The organism is Pseudarthrobacter sp. As-47 (genome assembly GCF_058215595.1).
In genome coordinates this window covers 740,212-763,963 of record NZ_CM177088.1, presented here as the reverse complement: position 1 = coordinate 763,963, position 23,752 = coordinate 740,212, and the positions used below count along the sequence as shown (strand labels likewise).

Annotated in this window: 21 protein-coding genes; 13 read left to right on the top strand and 8 right to left on the bottom strand. The window is 67.5% G+C overall.

The genetic code is table 11. The features are described 5' to 3' along the window. Positions 1-100: 100 nt before the first annotated feature. From ppc to AC4BCK_RS03665, 3 genes are all read right to left on the bottom strand, one after another. Entirely contained in the window at positions 101-2,932 is a 2,832-nt protein-coding gene (ppc, locus tag AC4BCK_RS03675) for a phosphoenolpyruvate carboxylase (RefSeq protein ID WP_174180032.1), read from the bottom strand. 112 nt (positions 2,933-3,044) lie between these two features. Continuing rightward, entirely contained in the window at positions 3,045-3,590 is a 546-nt protein-coding gene (locus AC4BCK_RS03670; protein WP_490566587.1) for a hypothetical protein, read from the bottom strand. Positions 3,591-3,595: 5 nt separating this feature from the next. Next, complete coding sequence (locus AC4BCK_RS03665) at positions 3,596-4,285, bottom strand: NADPH-dependent F420 reductase (protein WP_174180029.1); 690 nt, start codon at positions 4,283-4,285, stop codon at positions 3,596-3,598. Positions 4,286-4,466: 181 nt separating this feature from the next. Between AC4BCK_RS03665 and AC4BCK_RS03660 the strand changes: the two genes are divergently transcribed. Continuing rightward, a complete protein-coding gene (locus AC4BCK_RS03660) occupies positions 4,467-5,288 on the top strand; it encodes a DUF1684 domain-containing protein (RefSeq protein ID WP_490566586.1) in 822 nt (273 codons plus the stop codon). 23 nt (positions 5,289-5,311) lie between these two features. Here the strand turns inward: AC4BCK_RS03660 and AC4BCK_RS03655 are convergent, their stop codons facing one another. Continuing rightward, positions 5,312-6,547: an acyl-CoA dehydrogenase family protein gene (locus tag AC4BCK_RS03655; RefSeq protein ID WP_251421840.1), complete on the bottom strand. Its 1,236-nt coding sequence runs from the start codon at positions 6,545-6,547 to the stop codon at positions 5,312-5,314. Beyond that, a complete protein-coding gene (locus AC4BCK_RS03650; RefSeq protein ID WP_363938386.1) occupies positions 6,544-7,338 on the bottom strand; it encodes an SDR family NAD(P)-dependent oxidoreductase in 795 nt (264 codons plus the stop codon). The genes AC4BCK_RS03655 and AC4BCK_RS03650 overlap by 4 nt, the downstream gene beginning before the upstream one ends. A 134-nt stretch (positions 7,339-7,472) precedes the next feature. On the opposite strand from AC4BCK_RS03650, the gene AC4BCK_RS03645 reads away from it, so the two are divergent. From AC4BCK_RS03645 to AC4BCK_RS03630, 4 genes are all read left to right on the top strand, one after another. Next, entirely contained in the window at positions 7,473-8,774 is a 1,302-nt protein-coding gene (locus AC4BCK_RS03645; RefSeq protein ID WP_490566585.1) for a glycoside hydrolase family 76 protein, read from the top strand. Positions 8,775-8,935: 161 nt separating this feature from the next. Further along, positions 8,936-9,994 (top strand): iron ABC transporter substrate-binding protein, encoded by a 1,059-nt coding sequence (locus AC4BCK_RS03640; RefSeq protein WP_174180020.1) that lies wholly within the window; start codon positions 8,936-8,938, stop codon positions 9,992-9,994. A gap of 4 nt (positions 9,995-9,998) precedes the next feature. Next, entirely contained in the window at positions 9,999-11,588 is a 1,590-nt protein-coding gene (locus AC4BCK_RS03635; RefSeq protein ID WP_251421849.1) for an ABC transporter permease, read from the top strand. After that, entirely contained in the window at positions 11,585-12,742 is a 1,158-nt protein-coding gene (locus AC4BCK_RS03630) for an ABC transporter ATP-binding protein (RefSeq protein ID WP_174180016.1), read from the top strand. Before AC4BCK_RS03635 ends, AC4BCK_RS03630 begins: the two co-directional genes overlap by 4 nt. 69 nt (positions 12,743-12,811) lie before the next feature. Here AC4BCK_RS03630 and AC4BCK_RS03625 read toward each other — a convergent pair whose 3' ends face one another. Together AC4BCK_RS03625 and AC4BCK_RS03620 are read right to left on the bottom strand one after the other, a co-directional pair. Next, positions 12,812-14,767, bottom strand: a complete 1,956-nt coding sequence (locus tag AC4BCK_RS03625) for a glycoside hydrolase family 32 protein (RefSeq protein WP_490566584.1) — start codon at positions 14,765-14,767, stop codon at positions 12,812-12,814. A 139-nt stretch (positions 14,768-14,906) separates the two neighbouring features. After that, positions 14,907-15,509, bottom strand: coding sequence for a YdeI/OmpD-associated family protein (locus tag AC4BCK_RS03620; RefSeq protein WP_174180012.1), 603 nt, complete (start codon positions 15,507-15,509; stop codon positions 14,907-14,909). A 113-nt stretch (positions 15,510-15,622) separates the two neighbouring features. On the opposite strand from AC4BCK_RS03620, the gene AC4BCK_RS03615 reads away from it, so the two are divergent. The 6 genes from AC4BCK_RS03615 to AC4BCK_RS03590 all read left to right on the top strand — a co-directional run bounded on the left by AC4BCK_RS03615 (position 15,623) and on the right by AC4BCK_RS03590 (position 21,118). Continuing rightward, positions 15,623-16,348: a VOC family protein gene (locus AC4BCK_RS03615; RefSeq protein ID WP_174180010.1), complete on the top strand. Its 726-nt coding sequence runs from the start codon at positions 15,623-15,625 to the stop codon at positions 16,346-16,348. 94 nt (positions 16,349-16,442) lie between these two features. Further along, positions 16,443-16,982, top strand: a complete 540-nt coding sequence (locus AC4BCK_RS03610; protein WP_066273708.1) for an NUDIX hydrolase family protein — start codon at positions 16,443-16,445, stop codon at positions 16,980-16,982. A gap of 88 nt (positions 16,983-17,070) precedes the next feature. After that, positions 17,071-18,102, top strand: a complete 1,032-nt coding sequence (locus tag AC4BCK_RS03605; protein WP_174180008.1) for a DUF6707 family protein — start codon at positions 17,071-17,073, stop codon at positions 18,100-18,102. Between the two features lie 85 nt (positions 18,103-18,187). Further along, entirely contained in the window at positions 18,188-18,916 is a 729-nt protein-coding gene (locus tag AC4BCK_RS03600; RefSeq protein ID WP_400576070.1) for an SRPBCC family protein, read from the top strand. Between the two features lie 46 nt (positions 18,917-18,962). After that, the gene (gene tgt, locus AC4BCK_RS03595; RefSeq protein WP_490566583.1) at positions 18,963-20,315 is read left to right on the top strand and encodes a tRNA guanosine(34) transglycosylase Tgt; all 1,353 of its coding nucleotides are present in this window, start codon (positions 18,963-18,965) and stop codon (positions 20,313-20,315) included. A 47-nt stretch (positions 20,316-20,362) separates the two neighbouring features. Next, positions 20,363-21,118: a dienelactone hydrolase family protein gene (locus AC4BCK_RS03590; protein ID WP_174180004.1), complete on the top strand. Its 756-nt coding sequence runs from the start codon at positions 20,363-20,365 to the stop codon at positions 21,116-21,118. Here AC4BCK_RS03590 and AC4BCK_RS03585 read toward each other — a convergent pair. Continuing rightward, on the bottom strand, positions 21,115-21,858 hold the full coding sequence (locus AC4BCK_RS03585) for a queuosine precursor transporter (RefSeq protein ID WP_174180002.1): 744 nt from the start codon (positions 21,856-21,858) through the stop codon (positions 21,115-21,117). The genes AC4BCK_RS03590 and AC4BCK_RS03585 overlap by 4 nt on opposite strands. Positions 21,859-22,042: 184 nt before the next feature. On the opposite strand from AC4BCK_RS03585, the gene AC4BCK_RS03580 reads away from it, so the two are divergent. Beyond that, a complete protein-coding gene (locus tag AC4BCK_RS03580; RefSeq protein WP_490566582.1) occupies positions 22,043-22,699 on the top strand; it encodes a TetR/AcrR family transcriptional regulator in 657 nt (218 codons plus the stop codon). Positions 22,700-22,727: 28 nt separating this feature from the next. Next, complete coding sequence (locus AC4BCK_RS03575) at positions 22,728-23,642, top strand: TIGR01777 family oxidoreductase (protein ID WP_364274635.1); 915 nt, start codon at positions 22,728-22,730, stop codon at positions 23,640-23,642. Positions 23,643-23,752: the final 110 nt, after the last annotated feature.

Genomic DNA, 23,752 nt, shown 5'->3' with positions numbered 1-23,752 from the left:
CTGCAACGCTCTCTCACTTTCTGCAGGGAAACTGCCAACGCTCTCTCACCGGTGCGTGAGCGTTGGTGAAAAACCTGCATTAAGTGAGAGAGCGTCGGGGCTAGCCGGTGTTGCGGAGGCCTGCCGCCACACCGTTGACGGTGATGAGCATGGCGCGCTGCAGCCGTTCGTCGATCTCTGCGCCGGTGATGCCGTCGGCTTTCTCCGCGGCTTCGGCAGCTTCCGCACGGACACGGCGGAGGAGCTCCACCTGGAGGTAGCTGATGGGGTCCAGGTACTGGTCCCGGATTTCCAGCGAGCGCTTGAGCGTTGGCTGGGCGTCCAGGAGCAGGTTTTCGCCGGTCAGGTTCTGGACCTCGGCCACGGTGAGCTCATACTCCTCGCGGATGGCGCGGAAGATGTGGTGGAGCTCTTCGGGGACCAGGGTGGAGACGTAGTAGCCTGCGATGTCCAGGTCAGTCTTGGCCAGCGTCATTTCCACGTTGGACAGCACCGACCGGAAGAAGTTCCAGTTCTCCCACATCTCCACCAGCTGTGCGGTGTTGCCTGCCTCGCGGGCAGCCTTCAGGCCGGAGCCGACGCCGAACCAGCCGGGCACAATCTGGCGTGACTGCGTCCAGCCAAACACCCAAGGGATGGCGCGCAGCCCGCCGAGCCCGGCGCCGGAGTCCGGGCGCTTGGACGGGCGCGACCCGATGTTCAGGGAGCCCAGCTGCTCCACCGGGGTGGAAGCCATGAAGTAGGCCGGCAGGTCCGGATGGTCGATCAGCTTTCGGTACCGGTCGAAAGCGGCGTCGGAGATGGTCTCCATGACGTGCCCGTACCGTTCCCGCTGGTCCGCGGAGGTGCGCGGATCGCGGTGCAGGGCCGAGCCCTGCAGCACGGCGGCGAGCGACAGTTCCAGGTTTTCGCGAGCGAGTTCGGGCAGCGAGTACTTGTCCGAGATGACCTCGCCCTGCTCGGTGAACTTGATTTCGCCTTCCAGGACGCCGTTGGGCTGGGCCAGTATGGCGTCATAGGTGGGTCCGCCGCCGCGGCCCACGGATCCGCCGCGGCCGTGGAACAGGCGCACGCGCACGCCGTGCTTGGCGGCGATGTCGCGCAGCTTGCGCTGGGTCTTGTGGATTTCCCACTGGCTGGTCATCACGCCGGATTCCTTGTTGGAGTCCGAGTAGCCCAGCATGACCTCCTGCACGTCGCCGCGGAGGCGCACGAGTTCCCGGTAGGAGGGATCGGACAGCAGCTGGTCCACGATTTCGGCCGAGGCCCGCAGCTCCTCCACGGTCTCCAGCAGCGGCGCGAACCCGATCTTGGCGTAGGGCTTCTCGCCGAAGAGGTTCACCAGGCCGGCCTCACGGGCCAGGACTGCCGCGGCAAGCACGTCGTCGGCGCCGCGGGTCATGGAGATGATGTAGGTCTCGATGACGTCCGGGCCGTAGGCGCGCAGGGCGCGGCGGATCTCACGGAAGACGTCGTACGTACCGTCGGCGGCGCCGTCGAGCTTAATGGGGTGTCCGGAGAGCGGCCGGCGCGAGGCGAGCTCGGAGCCGAGCACCTCGAGCCGCTGCCCGCGGCTGAGTTCCGCGTACCGCACGCCGGGCCCGCCCAGCCGGTCCATCAGCTGGCCGACCGCGTCATGGTGGTGGTCCGCGTGTTCGCGGATGTCCAGGGTGGCCAGGTGGAGTCCAAAGGAGGCGATGGCGCGGCGGACCCGGGCGAGCGCGCCGTCAGCAGCCAGCGACGCCGAGTGGTTCCGGAGCGAGAGTTCCACGAGTTCCAGGTCGGCAAGGAGTTCGCCGGTTCCGCTGTAGTCGCGGCCGTGCTCGTGGTTGGAGTTTGCAGCCACCCGCTTGCCCGTGTTGATCAGTTTGGCCTTAACGCAGGTCAGCTTGAGCCGGTAGGGCTCCTGGGCGTTGAGCTCCAGGACGCGCTTGTCCAGGCCGGGCAGCTTCTTCAGGTCCGCCTCGATGGAGTCCAGGAGCTCCTGGTCCGCGCCGGCAAGCGCGGTGGAGTTGGAGAGGATGGAGATCAGTTCATCGATCATTCCGATGCTGATCCGGACCGCATGCTGGTTCTGGATCTGCAGGATCTCGCGGGTGACTGCCGCGGTGACGTTGGGGTTGCCGTCTCGGTCACCGCCGATCCAGGAGCCGAAGCGGATGGGCGCTTCCTGGGAGGCAAGGCTCACGCCGTGCTCGCCGAGCAGTTCAGAGAGTTCGGTGAGCATCTCCGGCATCGCGTCCGTCAGGATGCTGCTCAGGTAGTAGATGGCGTTGCGGGCCTCGTCCACCGGAGTGGGCCGGACCTGGCGGAGCTCGTCGGTCTGCCACATCTGGTCGATGATCTCGGCCAGCTGGCGATCCTGGCGGCGCCGGGCGGTGGTGCCCTCGGCGCTGGGCTGGGCCAGGACGTCGGAGAGCTTGCGGATCTTGTCCAGCACCGAACGGCGCGAGGCTTCGGTGGGGTGCGCGGTGAAAATGGGGCGGACGTCCAGCCCGTTGACCACTTCCTGCAGCACACCGGTGCCCGCCTGCTCTGCGATGTCCGCTACGGTCTTGGCCAGCCAGCCGTCTTTTTCGGCGCGGGTCCGCAGGCCGCGCACCCGGTGCACCTGTTCAGCGGCGTTGGCAAGGTGGAAGTAGAAGGCGAAGGCACGGACCAGGTCGGTGGCCTGCTCGATAGGCAGCGAGCCAAGGAGTTCGCGGACCTGGGCCACGACGTCGTGTGCGCTCCACGGGCCGGTGGCATCGGCGCCGCCGCGGGCGGCTTCCTTGGATTCCTTGGTGAGGAGGCGGACCTGCTCCACGAGGTCGAGGAGTTCGGGACCGTGCTGGCGGACGAGCGATTCACCCAGCAGGGTGGACACGCGGCGGACGTCTGCCCTCAGTTCGGAGGCAAGATCGGTTTCGGGATTCGTTGCAGTGTGAGCCATGGAAACTATCTTTCGAGGGTTCGGACTTGGCTCGTACACTGCGCTGGATACTGTGAGCCACGTAACTAGCTAAAGATGCTACCCGCAGTGCGGCGCCGTGGGGGAATCCGTCTCAGATAATGTCGCGCACCGGGTAACCTACATGGCGCTTGACGTGGTCCAGCTCTTGGCGGAGCTGGTCAACTTCGGCCCGGTACACGGTAATTTCCGCGGTGCGGCGCTTGGCAGCCCGGGCGCCGGCCGCCAGGGCCACCAGTGCCAGGGGCACGGAAAGCGCCAGGGCCCAGCCCGCGGCAGCAAAGAATTCCAGTGCCACCGGCAGGGCGGAGCGGAAGTCCACGAACTCGTTGACGCCGTCCGTGACGCCGCCCAGCATCCCTTCCAGCGGTTCCAGGAACTGCCCCACCATGGGCGCATCGGAGAGCGGGGGCGGGCTCAGCCGGGACTGCCGCCCACCGCCCCAGCGGCCGTCGCCGAGGTGGTTCAGGACGTAGATCCCTGCGCCCGCGCTGGCTGCCATGAAGACCATCACGGAGGCGAGCCCTGCCAGGTCGGGCCGCCGCGGCCGCCACAGCAGGACCGCCACCCCGGCTGTCACGGCCGTGATCCACGTCAGGGCTTTGAGCCAGTCACCACTTATGCCAGCAAGTATGTCCACGGCACCTATTCAACCGCGCGGACCACCTTGATATTGAAATTGGGTGTGCCCAGGGCGGCGTAGAGGCGCAGCCACAGCGGCAGCAGCATCTCGGCTCCGCGGGCCGTGGTGATGTCGCCCAGGTCGATCACATCGCGGTGGCCCAGCTCCTCCAGCAGACCCTTGACCACCGCCTTTGCGTCCGGATCATCCCCTGACAGGAAAACGGAATGGTCTCCGTCCGCGAGCCGGCGCGGGTCCACCATCAGTCCGGCGTTCATCGTGTTGAGGGTCTTCACAACCCGCGCGCCGGGAAAGGCCCGCTGGATCCGCTCGGCGAGGCTGTCCGTGTTCACCGGGTTCAGCACCGGCGGCATGCCCTGGGAGAAATCGAGGGGGTTGGAAACGTCCATCAGCACTTTGCCGGCAAGGCGTGCTGCCCCGGCTGACCCCAGCGCGTCCAGCGCTCCCGCGCCGTTCGTGGCATTGACCACCAGCTCAGCGGCCTCCGCAGCCTCGGCGAAGGTCATCAGCGGGATGTGGCGGTTCGCGGCATGCCATTCGCTGAAAGCAGGCGCACCCATCATGTCCGGCCCGGTCCTGGCGGAGGTGGCGCCTGGATCCCGTGTTCCGATGTCCGCGACATGCCCCAGCGCGGTGAACGCCCCCGCGAGGGTCCGTCCCACCATGCCTGTGCCAAGCACCGCGATCTTCATGGCCTCCCCCTCTGGAAAGCAGACAGTTTGGAAGTGGTGTCAAAAGCAGGTGCGGGGGCCGTGAAGCACCCGGTCCCTCTGGTTCCGAGGGTACTCCCCGGCCCGGACAAGGCAAGCGCCGGAATGAACAACGGCGCGGAGCGGTTGTAGCCGGGGCAACCCGAAACGCTTGAAAGGAACCATGGGCAACCTCCCGGCCGCCAAGCTGGAACGCTGGCAGCGCTTCCGCGACAACCGCAACAAGGCCCTCGCCGCCCGCCACGGCTGGCTCACCCTCACCTCCTTCCAGTGGCTGGAGGACTCCCCTGCCGCCGTCCAACTGGCACCCGGCCTCTGGTCAACGGATGGTACGACGGCGTCACTCACCGCACTGCCCGCGGACGGTCTGTCCCTGGTGGAGTCAGGGGACGCTGTAACCGGGACCATCACGGCGGCCCTGGCCGATGAGGAGTCCCTGATGTGGGTCCAGTTCGGCGGCCCCGGCGGGGACCAAGTGGTGGTGGAACTGGCCAGGCGGGCCGGGCGCTACGCCATCCGGACCCGGGACGCGACCTCGCCGGTACTCACGGAGTTCACCGGCGTCCCCACCTATGGATACAAACCGGAGTGGGAGGTGGCGGGCCGGTTCGAGCCGTACCCCGAGCCCGTGGACGTTCCCATCGCCACCGCCAACCCCCTGGTGGACGGCGTCCACCGGACCGTGGGTGAGGTGGTGTTCCGTGTTCCCGGCAGCGGGCACGAGTTCCGGCTGCAGGCGGAAGAGGAGAAGCTTGGGGCGCTGACCGTCACGTTCCATGACGAAACCAACGGGGAAACCACGGACGACTGGCGGAAGCTCGCCGTGCCCCGCCCGCGGCCGGACCATTCCGTGGTCCTGGACTTCAACCGCGCCATCAACTATCCCAGCGCGTTCACCCCCTACGGCACGTGCCCCATGCCCGTGAAGAACAACTCGCTGGATGTGCGCGTGGAGGCAGGCGAGAAGCTGCCCTCCGCTGATTGAGCTGATCCAGCCGACTGGCTGCGTCAGGCGATGGCTGACATTCCGGTGACGGCGCGGCCCGCGATCAGGGTGTTGATCTCGAAAGACCCTTCGTACGTGTAGATGGCTTCGGCATCGGAGAAGATCTTCGCCATCCGGTAGTCGGTGACAATGCCGTTGCCGCCCAGGATGGACCGGCCCAGTGCCACGGTCTCCCGCATCCGTGCGCTCACGTACGATTTCGCGAGTGCCACCTGCGGCATGTCCGCGGCGCCTGCATCCTGCAGCCGGGCAAGCCCGGCCATCATCCCCATGCCGGCCACGGCGTTGCCCAGCATGGTCACCAGCTGCTGCTGGATGAGCTGGAACTGGGCCAGCGGCCGGCCGAACTGCCGCCGCTCCACGGCGTACTGCCGGGCGACGTCGAAGGCGGCAAGCTGCTGGCCCACGGCCTGCCACGCCACCATGATCCGCGAACCCCGCAGCAGCTCCCTGGTGTCCGCGAAACTGCCGATATTCGCGAACCGGTCTGCCTCGGCCACGTGCACATCCGCCAGGACAATATCCGCGTTCTGCACCGTCCGGAGCGCGATCTTGTTTTCGATCCGGGTCCGGCTGACGCCCGGCAGGGTGGCGTCCACAATAAAGCCGCGCACGGACCCGTCAGCCTCGTCGCGGGCCCACACCAGCATGTAGTCGCAGAACGTCCCGTTGCCGATCCAGCGCTTTGCCCCGTTCAGCACCCAGGCGTCACCGCCGCCGTCCGGTTCTCCGGTGGCCGACGAGATCCGCCGCGCCCGCGTCTCCATCCCGCCGGCAACGTCCGAACCGTGGTTGGGTTCGGTGAGGGCAAACGCACCGGTGATGCGCAGGCTGGCGGCGTCGGCCAGCAGCCGCTGTTTCTGGTCCTCACTGCCGAAGTCATAGAGCGACTGGACGAACAGGTCGTGGTGGACCATGAAGAACGTGGCGATCGACGTGTCCACGCGCGTCATCTCGGCAATGACCAGGCCGGCGAACAGATGGCTGTAGCCGCGCTCGGCGGGAGTGCTCAGTTCCAGGGCAGCCAGTTTGGGCAGGATATGCGCCGGGAACTCGGCCTTGTTCCACCAGTCGCCCGCATGGGGTGCGATCTCCGCGGCTAGGAACTCCCGCAGCTCGGCCAGTTTGTCCCGTTCCTTCCGGTCCAGCAGGGACTCAAAATCAAAAAAGTCCGCTGAGGGCAGGTCCGGCATGCTGTCCCGCACTGTTTCGGAGCCCGCCTTGTCAGCCCCCATCATTTCGGTCCCATCCGGATGGCCCCGTCAAGGCGGATGGTCTCCCCATTCAGCATGGCGTTCTCCACGATGTGCGCCACCAGGGCCGCGTACTCGCCGGGCCTGCCGAGCCTGGAAGGATGCGGCACCTGCGCTCCCAAAGAATCCTGGGCTTCCTGCGGCAGCCCGGCCATCATGGGTGTCTCAAAGATGCCGGGCGCGATGGTGACCACGCGCACCAGCGAGCGCGCCAGCTCCCTGGCAACCGGCAGGGTCATGGCCGCCACGGCCCCCTTGGAAGCCGCGTAGGCGGGCTGGCCGATCTGCCCCTCGAAGGCGGCAACGGAGGCGGTGTTGATGATCACGCCGCGCTCCGGGCCGCCCAGTTCCGTGACCGCCGGCCGGGTGGCCACCATCGCCGCCGCTGCCAGCCGCAGGACGTTGAAGGTGCCCACCAGGTTCACCTGGATGACGCGGTTGAAGGCCTCGAGCGGAAGCACGCCGTCCCTGCCCAGGACCTTCCCGGGCGTGGCGATCCCGGCGCAGTTGACCACAATGCGCAGCGGCCCCAGGCTGGCAGCGGTGTCGACGGCGGCCTGCACCTCGGCTTCGTTCGTCACGTCTGCGGGGGAAAAGACGGCGGAACGCCCCTGAGTCCCGGACGCATTGAGCTCTTCTGCCAGGGCCGCGCCGCCGGAGGACGGGAGGTCAACCAGCACCACGGAGGCACCGTCACGGAACAGCCGTCGGGCCGTAGCCGCCCCCAGGCCGGAGGCTCCCCCGGTCACCAGTGCAACAGCGCCTTTGACGTCCATACATCCTCCTTGATGCGGGCCCGCAGCGGCTGCCGGCCGCCCGGTGTTAGTTAGTGAATGTTAACTGAAATACCGGCGACCCGCACCAGCCGCCGGCCGGGACCGGCCCGGGGCCGCGCGTTAGGGTGGAAAGCATGACCCGCCTGGACCCCGCCCCCGCCCGCCAGGACCCGTTGGGCTGGGATGCCCGCGCCAACCAGGCGGCACAGTCGGTGACCGCACTGTTCGGGCGGAGGCTGTTCTTCCTGCCGGGCACCCACCTGGGTGCCGTGCAGTGGCCTGCCCCCGCATGGCGCAAGGATCCCAAGGGAGCGCTGGCAGGGCCCTGGCACTACTGGTGGCAGGCACACTATGTTGACTGCCTGGTTGATGCGGGACGGCGGGAATTGGCCAACGGCGGCACGCCGGACGCCAGGTTCAACGGCTCCGGCCACCCAAGCGCCGGCCGCCTGGCATCCCGGCTGGTGACGGGAATCCGCCTGCGCAACGCCTTCACCTTCGTCAACAGCTATTACGACGACATGGCTTGGCTGGCACTCGCCACCCACCGGCTCGACACCCTCGCCGAAGAAGCACGCAGGTCCGGACGCCGGCGCAACGCCCGCGTCCGCAGGTCCCTCACGCTCCAGTTCGAGGCCGCGTGCACGGATGACCTGGACGGCGGTGCCTTCTGGAGCAAGAAGCGGGATTTCAAAAACACCCCGGCCTCGGCGCCCATAGCGCTCCACTTTGCCCGGACCGGCCACCCTCAGAAAGCCAGGGCGCTGCTGGACTGGCTGGATGCCACCCTTTTCGACCCGGACCAGGGCCTGTACCTGGACGGTGCACGGCTTGGCCCGTCCGGGGAAGTGCTGGTGGAACGCGCGGTCTACACCTACAACCAGGGCCCGGTGCTGGGCGCCCTCCTGGAAATGGGCAGGGAGGCAGACCTTGACAGGGCAGCCGTGGTGGTGGACGCGGTGGACCGGCTGCTCACACTCCCGTCCCCCGCCGGACAGCCACAGGCCCCCTCACCCATGAATACAGCCGGCCATTTGCCGGCCACCGGCGCCATGACCAGCAGCGGGCGCCGGGTGCTGCGCTGCGAGGGATCGGGCGATGGCGGCCTGTTCACCGGGATCCTGTGCCGTTACCTTGCCCTCGCCGCAGCCGACAGCAGGCTCCCGGCGCAGACCCGCACCACCGCCGCCCGGCTGGTGGCAGGAACGGCTGGGGCCTTTTGGTCCGGAAAGCGCTCCGTGCAGGCCGGCGAGGCTGCGGACAGTCACCGCGGCGCCGTCATTTTCTCCCAGCACGCCGCGCAACCGGCGGACGCAACGTACCCCCCGGGCGCCGCCGTCGAACTTTCCACCCAGCTGCAGGCGTGGATGGCCCTGGAGGCCGCGGCAGCTCTCCCCGGCAACACCGGCGACGCCGGTAATGACGCCGGCAATTAGGACACGCAATAGTTTTGTAATTCTTGTGACCCTCGTCACTTAAAGCGCTTTCTGGTTTGTTGCTTAGGTTTGCCTACCCTACAGTTCCAAGCGTGGGCATCCTTCCCCGACGCCCAACAGGACCCCGTCCGCCCGACGTTTCCCCAGAAAGCAGTCCCTCAATGAAGATCCGCAACAGCGCCCTGGCAGGCATCGCACTCGCCGCCACCGCAGCACTTGGACTGACCGCCTGCGGCGGCAGCACCACCCCCGCAGCCACTGGCTCGTCCGACGCCACCGCTGGTGCGGGCAACGGCGAAATCACCGTGTACAACGCACAGCATGAGAGCCTGACCAAGGAATGGATCGATGGCTTCACCGCCGAGACCGGCATCAAGGTGACCATGCGCCAGGGCTCGGACACCGAGCTCTCCAACCAGATCATCCAGGAAGGCGCAGCCTCCCCGGCTGACGTGTTCCTGACGGAGAACTCCCCGGCCATGACCCAGGTGGAGAACGCCGACCTGTTTGCCGACGTGGACGAAGCCACCATCGCGCAGGTGCCTGAAGAGTTCCGCCCGTCCACCGGCAAGTGGACCGGCATCGCTGCCCGCTCCACCGTCCTGGTGTATGACAAGAACAAGCTGACCGAAGACCAGCTGCCCAAGTCCATGCTGGACCTGGCCACCCCGGAGTGGAAGGGCAAGTGGGCGGCCTCCCCGTCCGGCGCCGACTTCCAGGCCATCGTCTCGGCGCTCCTGGAGCTCAAGGGCGAGGCTGCCACGGAGGAATGGCTCAAGGGCATGAAGGAAAACTTCAAGGCCTACAAGGGCAACAGCACCGCCATGAAGGCCGTCAACGCCGGCGAAGTTGATGCCGCGCTGATCTACCACTACTACTACTACGGTGACCAGGCCAAGACCGGCGAGAACTCCAACAACGTCACCCCGTACTACTTCAAGAACCAGGATCCGGGCGCGTTCGTGTCCGTCTCCGGCGGCGGCGTGCTGAAGACCTCCAAGAACCAGGAAGCTGCCCAGGAGTTCCTGAAGTACGTCACCGGCAAGAAGGGCCAGGAAATCCTCAAGGACGGCACCTCCTTCGAGTACGCCATCGCGTCCGACGTTCCCGCAAACGAGAAGCTCGTTCCCATCGCGGAGCTGCAGGCCCCCACCGTGGATCCTGCCAAGCTGAACTCGGAGAAGGTCACCGAACTGATGACCTCGGCAGGACTCCTCTGATTTCGTGACTCCTGATCTATCGGCTCCCCCGCGGGGGAGCACGACGACGGCGGGCCGGGGCATCAGCCCCCGCCCGCCTTTCGGCGTTTCTGCGGTGTCCGCCCTGGCGGTGCTGATTGCCCTGTTTTCGCTCGTCCCGCTGGGCTACGTGGCCTACATGACCGTGGCAACGGGGTGGGACACCGCCGTCGAACTCATCTTCCGGCCGCGCGTGGCCGAACTGCTGCTGAACACCGTCCTGCTGATGCTCTTCACCGTCCCGCTGTGCCTGGTCCTGGGGGTTGCAGGCGCCTGGCTTGTGGAACGCACCACGCTGCGGGGCGCGCGGGTGTGGGCCGTGCTGCTGGCTGCGCCGCTGGCCATCCCGGCGTTCGTCAACAGCTACGCCTGGGTTTCCGCCATTCCTTCCCTGGGCGGCCTGGGCTCCGGAGTCCTGATTGCCACACTCTCCTACTTCCCGCTGGTCTACATTCCCGCCGCCGCCGCCCTCAGCCGGCTGGACCCGGCCATTGAGCAGTCCGCGGCCGCGCTGGGCCTCGGAGCCTGGCGCACGTTCTTCCGGGTGGTCCTCCCCCAGCTCCGCATCGCCATGACCGGCGGCGCGCTCCTGGTGGCCCTGCACCTGCTGGCCGAGTACGGGGCGTTCGCCATGATCCGCTTCGATACCTTCACCACGGCGATCATGGTCCAGTACCAGTCGACCTTCAACGGGGCGGCAGGGAACATGCTCGCCAGCGTGCTGGTGTTCTTCTGCCTCCTGCTGCTGCTGGCCGAGGTCCGCAGCCGCGGCACCGCACGGTACGCACGCATCGGCCCCGGAGCACAGGCCAAGGCGCTGCGCCTGCCGCTGCACGTGTACCAAGTTCCCGCCCAGCTGTTCCTGCTGGCGCTGACGGCACTGGCTTTCGGCCTGCCCCTGTTCTTTGTGCTGCGCTGGGTGGCTTCCGGCGGAACGGCAGCCTGGGCCGCGGACGAGTTCCTCCCGGCGCTGCTCACAACGCTCGGCTACGGCCTGGCGGGCGCCCTTGCCACCACCGTGGTGGCGTTCCCCATGGCCTACCTTGCTGTCCGCCATCCCGGCTGGTTCAGCAAGTCGCTGGAGCTCTCCAACTACGTCACCAGCTCGCTGCCCGGAATCGTGGTGGGCCTGGCTTTCGTCACGGTGAGCATCCGGGTTGTTCCCGGGATCTACCAGACGGCAGGGGTGCTGGTGGCGGCGTACGTGCTGCTGTTCCTGCCCCGGGCCCTGGTCAACCTCCGGGCAGGCCTGGCCCAGGCGCCCAAGGAACTGGACGAGGCGGCACAGGCGCTGGGCAAGCCCCCGCTGGTGTCCTTCATCAGGGTCACCCTGCGGCTCACGGCGCCGGCCGCCGCAGGCGGTGCGGCGCTGGTGTTCCTGGCCATCGCCAACGAACTCACCGCCACCCTGCTGCTGTCCCCCAACGGGACACGCACCCTGGCCACCGAATTCTGGAGCAAGAGCAGCGAAATCGACTACGCCGGCGCCGCGCCGTATGCGTTGCTGATGATCCTGCTCTCCGCGCCCATGACGTACCTCCTCTTCCAGCAGTCCAAGAAAGTAGCCGGACAGTGACAGAACAAGCCCCTTCCAGGTTGCCTGAGCCGCGGGTGGCCCCGTCCGTGGCACCCACCACCAACAGCCACCTGGAGATCACCGACGTCACCAAGAACTTCGGCAACCAGGCCGTCCTGAAGGGCGTCAACCTTTCCGTGGCCAGGGGCGGCACCACAGCCATTGTGGGACCCTCCGGATCGGGCAAGACCACCCTGCTCCGGCTGATTGCCGGGTTTGAGCACCCGGACACGGGCAGCATCGCGCTGAACGGCGCCAAGGTGGCGGGCGACGGCGTGTGGGTGCCGGCGCATAAACGGCACATTGGGTATGTGGCCCAGGACGGCGCCCTGTTCCCGCACCTGAGCGTGGGGCAGAACATCGCGTTCGGGCTGGACCAGGACCGCCTGCCGGGCGGCCGGCGGGCGGTGGCCGGACGGGTCAGCGAGTTGCTGGAAATGGTGTCCCTGGACCCGGCCATGGCCAAGCGCCGCCCGCACCAGCTGTCCGGCGGGCAGCAGCAGCGGGTGGCCCTGGCGCGGGCCCTGGCGCGCGAGCCGGAACTGATGCTCCTGGATGAGCCTTTCTCAGCACTCGACGCGGGACTCAGGGTGGCCACCCGCCGTGCCGTGGCCAAGGTCCTGAACGAGGCGGGGGTCACCACCATCCTGGTCACCCACGACCAGGCCGAGGCACTGTCCTTCGCGGACCAGGTGGCCGTGATGCGCGGCGGCAAACTCGCCCAGATCGGCAACCCGTTCGTGGTGTACACCCGCCCCGCGGACCGTGCCACAGCGGAGTTCCTTGGAGACGCCGTCATCCTCGATGCCTGGCTTGAGGGATCGCTCGCCACCTGTTCCCTGGGTGCCATCCCCGTCCGCAGGCCGCCGGCCCAGGGCCGGGTGCAGCTGATGCTGAGGCCGGAGCAGATCCGGATTGCCGAGGACGCGGCCATCCGCGGGGTGGTGGTGGACACGGACTACTTTGGTCCGGAAACCACCGTCCGGCTGAAGCTCTCGGTCCCGCCGCAGCTGGCCTCCACCCCCGACCACCGCTACCCCGGCGGCGGCGAGATCATCACCATCCGGCACTGGAACGCGTCCATCGCCCGCCCGGGAATGGAGCTGTGCCTGCGTGTGGTGGGTGAAGGCGTGGCATTCCCGCTCGATTCCTGAACAGTCTCCATTCCTGAACAGTGGGCCCGCGCACAGGCGCGGGCCCACGTTCGCCACGGGACGTCCGGCTCAGCGGATGGCGGCAAGCGGCGTGACGGTACCGCCCCTGATGCCGATGGCACCACCCGAAGCCGCAAGCCGGACGTCCTTGGCCCCCGCCGGCGGGAAGACCAGCGAGGTCAGCGTCTCGCGGCCGCCGTCCACGAAGACTTCCACGGAAGACCGGTCAATATAGGCGGTCAGCTGAACCGTGTCCGCGTCGGTGTTGCCACTGGCCGAGCTCACCGTCCGGTACCCCTCCGCCGGGCCGCCGGCAGCCTGCGCCACCGAATCCCCGTCCCGGACCACAAAGGCCTGCCCGGTCCCGAAGTCGTAGCCCACCGTGGCGTAAACCTTGCCGGCGCTTTGCAGGAGGACACGGGCTTCACCGCGGCCGGATGCAGGCCTTTCCAGTTCCAGGTCCACCTTGAACGCACCGCTGTCCGGAACCGGCAACGGCTCCCCCGCGCCTTCGCGGGCCGTTCCCGCAGGGATCCGCTCCGGGCTCCCCTCCAGGGACGCCAGCGCACGGGTGGGCGCCGAGGCCAAAACCGGGCGACCGCCGTCGGACACCAGCCGGATGTCACGCACCACGGAGGCCGCCCCGAACCAATCGCCGGTGGGCAATTCCCGGGCGTACGCCCAGTTGTTCATCCAGCCGATGGCGTGCCGCGAGGCCTTCCGCTGGCCGTCCGTCAGGCGCGGATCATCCCAGGTGACGGCGGCGTAGAAGTCCGTTCCGCCGTCGAGCCACTGGTGGTCTCCGTCGGGCGTGAAGCCCTTTCCGTCAAAGCTGCCGGTCCAGTACGCCAGCCCGGTAGTGCGGCCCTCGTCCGCGCCGTTAGCGCTGGCGGCCAGCACCCAGGTCCGTTTGGAGGGATCGCCGTCGACGTCCAGCTGGAAGAAGTCCGGGCACTCAAGGATGCCCAGCCCGTCGCGCTCAAATGCCGAAACATAGGTCCAGTCCTTGAGGTCCGGGGACGTGTAGAAGCCGATTTTGTGGCCTTCGGCCAGCAGCATCAGCCACTGGTTGTTGGCGTCGTCGCGGACAATGCGGGGATCCCGCCAGTGCTCCTCGCCGGGGTTCTCCATCACCGGGTTCTGCTCGTAGTTCTGGAAGCTGTAGCCGTTGTCCGTGGAGTAGAACAGTGACTGCCGCTGGACGCCGTCATGCTGCTGGGTAAGGACCGCGATCACGGCTCCCTTGCCGAATCCCGCGGTGCCTTCCGTATCCACCACCGCTGTGCCGGTCTCGATATCGCCGAGTCCGTTGCGGTACTTCCCGATGGCCACGCCCTCGTTTTTCCAGTTGACCAGGTCGGTGCTGGTGGCGTGGAACCATTCGGTGCCGTTCCCTTCCGGGTAATCGGCGTTGTACAGGTAGTAGTAGTGCCACTGGCCGTCCAGGAAGAACGGCTTCTGGGGATCGTTCATCCAGCGCTGGTCCGGTGTGAGGTGGTAGGCGGGGCGGTACTCCCCCGCGGGCGGCTCGAAGCGGTCCGCAGCCGGCGCGGGCCACGTCCGGTCCACGCCGAGGTCAGCCAGCAGGGCATCGCGCGCCTCGGTGCTGATGCAGTCAGGAAGGCGCGCCGCAGCAGCATCCCCAACCGTGTCCGGGGCCGCGCTGCTTCGCAGGAAAACCTTGCCGTCCACGCGCGCTCCGGCCAGCCAGCCCGCACCGCATTCAATGCTCCGCACATCCTCCGCGCCCTCGGCGTCGAGCGCCCGGCCACGGTCCACGAGCGTGGTGTCCCCGCCGTCCAGCCACAGCGTCGCGTAGCTGCCGGTGGAGTCCCTGGCCGTTGCCTGCGCCGACGCAACACCGTCCAGGACGCGGCCGGCAACGGCGGCCGGCCCCGTCCGGACGTTGCCGGCGAGCAGCAGGGAAACCACCAGGGCCAGGGCAGCGGCCACGGCGGCAACCACCCAGAGCAGGGGCCGCTTTCTAAGGGCAGGGAGTACAGGTCCGAGGATTTTTCGGGGCATGGTTTTCGATCCGTCGCTGAACGCACAAGTGCCGCTCCCCAGCAGGGGAACGGCACCAGCGCAAGTGAACCGTCAATTTTACAGGCAGGCCGGCAGGAACCCAACCGGGCACGGATTCCTGGATCCACTTCCCGTACGGTCAGGCCACGCCGCCGGGACGCTTCTTCTGCGGATAGAGCGATTCCCCGCGCGCCAGCATCTCCACGAAGTCAGTGATCCTCTTCGCGCGGGTGGCAGGCCGGACAGCGGAGTTGACCCGGTAAATCATTGCGAACCGGTTTGTCCCGGTGAGGACATCGAACATCGCCTGGGCGGCTGGAACCGCGGCGATGGCCGCCGCCAGGTCAGCCGGGACCTCCGCCACCGCCTGGCCGCCGTACGCATTGTCCCAGCGGCCATCGGCCTTCGCCGCATTCACGGCTGCCCAGCCGGCATCGGTCATCCGGCCTGCCGCGTCCAGGCGCGCCACATGGCCGACATTCCTGGCAGACCACGGGCTCCTGGGCCGGCGCGGTGTCATCCGCTGGAGCGACGTCTGCTCATCACGGCGGCGCGCCTGGCCATCGATCCAGCCGAAGCACAGGGCCTCATCCAGCGCCGCGGCGTAATCCAGTTCCGTGACGTTTCCGCCCTTCTTGTGCAGGACCAGCCACACCCCGGGACTGGTGCTGTGGTTTGCCTCCAGCCACCGGCGCCACGCCGCCGCGTCCGGCAGCAGCAGCTCCTCAAGTTCAACGGTCATGGCCCTATTCTGCCCCCGCATCACGGCACCACGGCAGCCCCTCTCCACAAGCGCCGGCGCCGTGGCATCATGGGCCTAGAGGTCCCTGGATACCGAGGATTAAGGAAACCAAGATGCTCCGTGTGCGCCCCCTTCACTTCACGTCCAGGCTGGATTCCTGGGGCAGGCTCCTCACCGCCCTGGGCATGGTCCGGACCGAGAACGACGCCGGCTGGCAGGTTTTCGACGCCGGGCTGGGACGCCTGGCCCTCCACGCCGTCCCCGAGGGTGCCGCGGAAGACGGCAGCACCGCGCTGGCAGTGGAGGTGGGGGACCTCGCGGAGTTCGCCCGGCGCACCAACCTGGCCGCTGCGGAAGATGGCACCACACCCGCAGAGCTGGTCGCCGCGGACCATGGCGACGCCTGCCGGATCACGGCTCCCGACGGTTTCAGCTTCCTTGCGGACAAAGCCGCCCACGGCGCCCAGTGCGCCGACGCCGATCCTGCCCTGGCCGTCGTCGGGGTCTGGTTCACGGAGGACCCCGCGTCTGCCTCCCGCACCCTGCAGCAGGTGGGCGCGCGTCCCCGCCCGGTTCCGGACCAGGACGACACCGCCGACTTCACCGCCAAGAACGGCGGGGTCCTGATGGTCCGCCCGGCCTCGGGAGCGCCGCGTTCCGGCCTGGGTTTTGAGTACGACGGCGGACTGGAACCTTTGCGGGAACGCCTCGCCTCAGCGGGTATCCAGGCCGGCATCACGGAGGAAGCCTTCGCGCGCACCCTCCACGTTGCCAACCCGGATGCCGGGGCAGCTGCGCACGTGCCGGCGACGCTCTGGATCTCCCAGCGTCACGCGTGACAGGACCTCCACGGGAAGGCCGGATGAACCGACGCATTCCGCCGGCAGCTGAGTTCCACCCGTCACGCAGCGTCCCATGGGGTAGAACTTAACCATGAACGTGCGCACCCCTGACCCGAATCCCGGCTGGCTCTCCGAAGAAGACCTCTTTGAGGCACGCGGGCGGCTGCCCATGGTCTATGTGGAGGCTGTGCCGGTCAGGCTGGACCCGCTGGGCTTCGTCAATGAGGTGGGAACCCTGCTCCAGGCGGATGAGGACGGGACCATGGTCCGCTCCCTGGTCTCGGGCCGCGTCATCTACCGCGAGACCATCCGCGCTGCCCTGCTGCGGCACATGGAAAAGGACCTGGGACCGCTGGCGTTCCCTCAGCTCCCCATCAGCCCGGTGCCCTTCACCGTGGCGGAATACTTTCCCGCACCGTCCCAGACCGGCTTCACGGACGAGCGGCAACACGCCGTGGCCCTGGCCTACGTCATCCCGGTCACGGGTGAATGCGAGCCCCGCCAGGACGCCCTGGAACTGACCTGGATGACCCCCGAGGAAGTCCTCAGCCCCGGCGTCCAGATGGAGTTCGTCGGCGGCCGCGGCAGCCTCATCCGCCAGGCGCTGGCCTTTGCCGGCGTTGGCTTCTGACACTCACGCCGGAACCTGGGGGTCCCCGATTTTAGGTGCCCGCCTTTGTAGACTGTAGGGCGGACCGCAAGAGAACTTAAGGACTCCCATGACCGAAACACCAGCCGCCAGGCACCATCTTGAACAGCAGGCTGGATCTCTGACCACCGGCACCCACATTGTCCTGCCCGACGGCGGGCGCACGGCGGAAGTCCACCAGGTCGAGCTGGAGCGGGACGACTTCGGAGCCCCCGCACTGGTGCTCGCCAGCCTTACCGGCGGCGGAACCCTGCGCATCGCGGTGGGCACCACCGTGACGGTGGTGGACGAAAACCCCGACGCCGTCACCCAGCTTCCGCGGGCGGCCCGCCCTGCGACTGGCTCGGGGCAGAAGGCAGGGCAAGACGCAGGGCAGGAGCAGCCCAGGCAGCTCCGCGAAGAGGCGGCGCCCGCTGCCGCCGCTCCCGCCGTCGTCGTTCCTCCCCTTCCGCCGGTCCCGCCGGCCCTCAGCGGACCCAGCGAAGAGGACCTGGCACTGATTCCCGCCCCGCAGGGCACCCCGGAGTCCGTTGTGGAAGCTGCCGCGGAGGCCCATCCTGACGCGATGGGCGTCCTGTTGCTGTCCGACCGGCTGGCCAAGGGCGTCAACTTCAAGTCCGGCAGCTGCCTGAAGGACCTGAGCGACCTCGCCCATGAGCTGTTCATCACCCTCAAGGACGCCGACGGCGCCCTGGCCGTGGCCGACCTCCTCAACGTCCTTCCCTTCGACGGGAATCCCGGCCGGTGGTCATCCGTGGAAGCATCCCTGGCGCTCTCCAGCTACATCTGCCGCCAGAACGGCCAGTCGGAACGGGCCGAGGTCTACGAAAAGCTGATCCGGACCCCGGAAAACCAGGAGACGGACCCATTCAAGGCCAGGATGGCTGCCAAGGTACGGCAGCGTTCCCTCAATGAGCCCAACCTGTACGACAAGGAAATTTTCCGCTCCATCGACAACTCCAACCATGACGCCGAACGCGAATGGCGGCTGCTGCGGCTCGAGTCCCTGCTGTTCCTGCGGGCCCACGGGGGCTCCGAAACCATCGGGATGGTCGAGCTGGAGCGGCGCATCAGCAACGAGCTTGAGGCCGTCCGCGCCTGACGCCGGACCCCTCCCGCCGGTACGGTGCCTGGTTGGGTAATTTGCCCCCTACCCGGCGCCGTGCCGGAGTTGTACATTCGGGGCTATGACGAACAATCTCAGCGTAGTGATCAACGCCGACGCGCCGCAGGTCTGGACCATGCTGCGGGAACCGTCCAAAGTAGCCCAGTGGCATGGCTGGCAGGCAGAAGACCTGGACTCCGAGATCAAGGAGATCTACTTCTCCGGCGATGTTGAGGAGTCCCCGGACCACACCAGCCTGACCGTCCACGGCGGGGACATCTTTGAGCTGAAACCCGTACCCAACGGAACGCAGGTCAGCGTGACCCGCGGGGCACTGGACCACGACTCCGAATGGGCTGCCTGGGACGAGGACATCACCCAGGGCTGGCTCACGTTCATGCAGCAGCTCCGCTTCGCCCTGGAACGCCATCCGCACGGCAAACGACACACCCTCTTCCTGCATCTCACGGAAGGAGAGGGCTCCGCCATCGAGAAGCTCGGGCTGACCGACGTCCCGGCGCCGGGCGAAAACTACCAGGTGAAACTGGGGACCGGCGAGGAGATCAGCGGCAAGGTCTGGTACCGGACCAGCCACCAGGTGGGCCTCACTGTCCACAGCTATGCCGAGCATGGGGAGGGGCTCCTGGTGGTGGCCGACCACCCGGCGATCAAGGACGTGCGCGAGGAAGGCGAGGGCTCGCTGGTCATCGTCTCCACCTACGACCTGGGCGCCGCAAGGCTCGAATCCGTGCGCTCCTCCTGGGATGCCTGGCGGGCTGGGAACTACCCGGCATCCGAACCGGTCAGCTGACAGGGCCGGTTGCCGGGACGGGACGGAAAGCTGGCACACTGGTACGGTGCCAGCCAACCCTGCCCCAGCTCCTTTCCCTGCCGCCGCGGCTGAAACGGCCCTTACTGGAACGGCGCCGTGGACTGCGGCCGGCGCCGCGGCGGACCGGCAGTCGGAATTCTCCTTCCGGGTGGGCACCCGGCTCAGCGAGAACTGCCCGCCAACCGCTGCCCAGGTGGCTTCCAACGGCGGCCGGTTCCTGGGACGGACCGGGACCATCTCCACGCCGCACGGTGAAATCCAGACGCCCGCGTTCATCGCCGTCGGAACCAAAGCCACCGTCAAGGCGGTGCTGCCCGAAGCCGTGGCGGACCTGGGCGCGCAGGCCGTGCTGGCCAACGCCTACCACCTGTACCTGCAGCCCGGCGCGGACATTCTCGACGAGGCGGGCGGCCTTGGCGCCTTCATGAACTGGTCCGGGCCCACGTTCACGGACTCGGGCGGATTCCAGGTGATGAGCCTGGGCTCGGGGTTCAAGAAGGTCATCGACATGAAAGCCGTGGATGCGTCCGGGCCGGATGACGCCGTCGCCCCCGGAAAGGAACGCCTGGCCCACATTGACGACGACGGCGTGTGGTTCAAGAGCCACCTCAACGGCGACAGGCACCGGTTCTCCCCCGAAATCTCCATGCAGGTCCAGCACCAGATCGGCGCGGACATCATGTTCGCCTTCGATGAGCTGACCACCCTGCAGAACTCCCGCAGGTACCAGGAGGAATCCCTCGAGCGCACCCGCCTGTGGGCGTTGCGCTGCATCGAGGAGCACTTCCGGCTGACCTCGTCCCGGGCGGGCAAGCCGTACCAGGCCCTGTTCGGCGTGATCCAGGGTGCGCAGTACGAGGACCTGCGCCGCACGGCATGCCGGGACCTGGGCGCGATGCCGTTCGACGGGTTCGGCATCGGCGGGGCACTGGAGAAGGAGAACCTGGGCACCATTGTCCGGTGGTGCAACGAGGAACTGCCCGAGGACAAGCCGCGCCACCTGCTGGGCATCTCGGAACCGGACGACATCTTCACGGCCATCGAGAACGGCGCCGACACCTTCGACTGCGTCTCCCCCACCCGGGTGGCCCGCAATTCCGCCTTCTACACCCCGCGGGGACGCTTCAACCTCTCCGGCGCCAAGTACAAGCGCGACTTCGGCCCGCTCCAGGACGGGTGCGACTGCTACGCCTGCACCAACTACTCGCGGGCCTACATCCACCACCTCTTCAAGGCAAAGGAGATGCTCTCCGCCACGCTGATCTCCATCCACAACGAACGGTTCGTGGTGAAGATGGTGGACGACGCCCGCCTCGCCATCGAGGACGGGACCTTCTTCGATTTCAAGGCGGAGACCCTGGGGCAGTACTACTCCTGACCTGCCCGGAAGGCCGCCGTCGCCAGCTGTTCCGGTATCCTGACCCGATGCTGATCCAGATCCCCGCCGCCGACGGCACTGCCGAAGCCCTGGTGGCCCGCCCGTCCACGGGCAGCGGCCCGTTTCCCGGCGTCATCCTGTACATGGACGCCTTTGGCCTGCGCCCGCGCATAGAGGACATGGCCCAGCGCGTCGCCGACTGGGGCTATGTGGTCCTGGCACCGAACGTCTTCTACCGCGAAGGGACGGCCGCGGAGCTGGCACCGCGCGGTGACATGACCACGCCGGAGGGCAGGCAGGCGGCCGGCAAGGCTGCCTTTCCCCGGGTGGGACGCCTCACCACGGACAAGGCGCTGCCGGACATTGACGCCTGGGTGGCGGCCCTTGGAACACTCGACGGCGTTGCGCCGGGCCCCATCGGCACGTTCGGCTACTGCATGGGAGCCAGGCTGGCGGTGCGCACCGCCACGGCCCACCCGGACGTGGTGGCAGCCTGTGGCGGATTCCATGGCGGCGGTCTTGCCACAGACGAGCCGGACAGCCCGCATCTGGGGCTGGACAGGGCAACGGCACGGTTCGTGTTCGGCCACGCCGACCACGACCAGAGCATGGGCCCCGACGCCGTGGCCCGGCTGGGTAAGGCCCTCGACGCGGCCGGCCTTGCGTCATCCAACGAGGTCTACAAGGGCGCATCGCATGGCTACTCGATGGCCGACACCTCTGCCTTCCACGCGAAGGCCACGGAACGGCACTTCCGGGAACTGCGGGCCCTGCTCGACGGGACGCTCAAGGGCGGCGCCTAAGCTGCGTTCGTCACCGCTGCCGCCGGGGCACCGTAGCTCGGTTCGCGCTTCTTCACCCAGCGGATCACCAGCGACGTTACGGGGACCAGGATGAACTCCACCAGGGTCTTGTACACAAAGCCAACCACCACGTAGTTCACAAAGGTCGCGGCGTCGGTTATTCCGATGACCGAGGCGGCGATGCTGCAGAAGATCAGCGTGTCCACGAACTCGCCGGCCACCGAGGAGCCCATGATGCGGGCCCACAGGGACTTCTCGCCGGAGCGTGCCTTCATCCGCACCATGATCCAGGAGTTGATGGTCTGCCCGGCCAGGAACGCCAGCAGCGACGCCAGCACGATCTGCGGGACGGGACCGAGCGCGCCCTCCAGTGCTGCCTGCTTGGACATTCCGAACTCGTCGTCGAATCCGGGCAGGGCGATGATCGCCCAGTAGCAGAGTGATGCGAAGACGGACAGCCCAAAGGTGGTGAGGATGGCTTTGCGTGCCACCCTGAAGCCGTAGACCTCGCTGATGACGTCGCCAAGAATGTACGCCAGCGGGAAGAGGAAGAAGCCGCCGTCGGTGATGATCGGCCCGATGGCCACTCCCTTGGACGCCCCGATGTTGGACAGGATCAGCACCACCGCCATGATGGCCAGCATGATGCCGAAGTACGGGGACCCGATCGAGGCGAACCGTGGGCGGTCCGGAACTGGAGGGTTTTGGGGCATGGTGTGGTGGCCTGAAGCTGGGGTCATGGCGGAGGTCCGTTCGTAGTGGTTCGCTCGGCGCCCGGGGAGCGGGAACACCGGCTGTATTAGCACTGTTCCCCCATTCTCCCACTGTGCGGGAGACTGCCGTGCGGCGGCGTGATGGGCCCAATCTGAACGCGTTCAAATCTGTGGTAGTTTTCTTGAACACGTTCAATTTCGAGGAAAGCCCATGACCGTAAAGAGCGAGCAGACGCGACAGCTGGTGGCCGGCGTCGCACTGCGCATGTTCCGGGAAATCGGCTTCGCCAAGACCACCATGCGGGCCATCGCAGCCGAGGCGGGCGTCTCGGTGGGCAACGCCTACTACTACTTCGCGTCCAAGGACGATCTGGTGCAGGAGCTGTATCTGCAGGTACAGGCTGAGCACGCGGCCAGGGCGGCCGAAGCGCTCAAGGACGCTGCCGACCTCACCAGCCGGCTTAAGGCCACCCTTCACACGGGCCTGGACGCCATGGCCCCCTACCACCGGTTTGGCGGCGACTTCATAGCCACCGCCATCCGCCCGACGTCCCCGGTCAATCCCTTCGCCGCCGGATCAACCGCAGCGCGCGAAGCCTCGCTGGACATCTTCCGCACGGCGGTTGAGGCCGCGAAACCGCCGGCACCGAAAAAGCTCAGGTGCGATCTTCCGGAACTGCTGTGGCTTTTCTACATGGCCGTCACCCTCTTCTGGGTCTACGACACCTCCGATGGGCAGCAGCGGACCAGGCGCCTGGTGGACGGCGCCGTCCCGCTGATCACACGGGGACTCTCGTTGGCCCGGGTTCCCGGTGTGGGCAGGATCCTGGACGACTTCCTGAGCCTGAGCCGCAGCATCCGTGGCTGACGATCGAAACAACACAGTTGGGGGGACCATGAGCGGCACAAGAACGGTGGTACTGGCCGGAGCTTCCGGATTCATCGGCAGGTATTTCCGGGCCCGGTTCGAGAAGGACGGCTGGTCGGTGCGCACCATTGGCCGCAAAGGCGCCAAGGGGTCGCCGTCGGCCACGTGGGATGACGACGACGCCCGCCTGGCCCGGGTGCTGGACGGTGCGGAGCTCCTCGTGAACCTCGCGGGACGCTCCGTCTCCTGCCGCTACAGCGCCCGGAACAAGGCCGCCATACGGGAGTCCCGCGTTTCCACTACAGCGGCACTAGGCCGTGCCGTCGCACTGTGCCGGCAGCCGCCGTCGACCTGGCTCAATGCGAGCACCGGCACCATCTACCGCCATGCCATGGATGGCCCGCAAACCGAACGTGACGGCGAACCGGGCACGGGATTTTCAGTGGACGTTGCCCGCGCGTGGGAAGCCGAACTTGCAGCCGCCGTTACCCCGGGGACGCGTAAGATCCCGTTGCGGATCTCGATCGTCCTGGGCCCCGGAGGAGGAGCACTGCGGCCCTTCGCCACCCTTGCCCGGCTGGGCCTGGGCGGCCGGATGGGCCCCGGCACGCAGAAGTTCAGCTGGATCCATGTGGAGGACCTTTACCGGTGCGTGCGCTTCGTGCATGCCCGGAAGGACCTCAGCGGCCCCGTGAATGTGGCGTCTCCGGATGTGGTGGACAACCGCGAGCTGATGCGCATGGTCCGCCGGGCCTATCGAGCCAGGTTCGGCATCCCCACTCCGGCCTGGCTGCTGCGGCTGGGAGCCATCCTGATCCGGACGGAGGCGGAACTGGTGCTGAAGAGCCGCTGGGTCCAGCCGGAGAAGCTGCTGGACGCGGGCTTCGTCTACAGCCAGCCCGAACTGGGCCGAGCGCTTCAGCAGATCGCCAGGGGCGCATGAGCCGGCCGCGCAGGGTGACTTTCGGCCCCGCCGCGGCCTTGGAACCCTGACCAGCAGCACGGCCACATGCTGTACAGCACCACAAAGCGAGCGTTCGACGCCGGATGGCA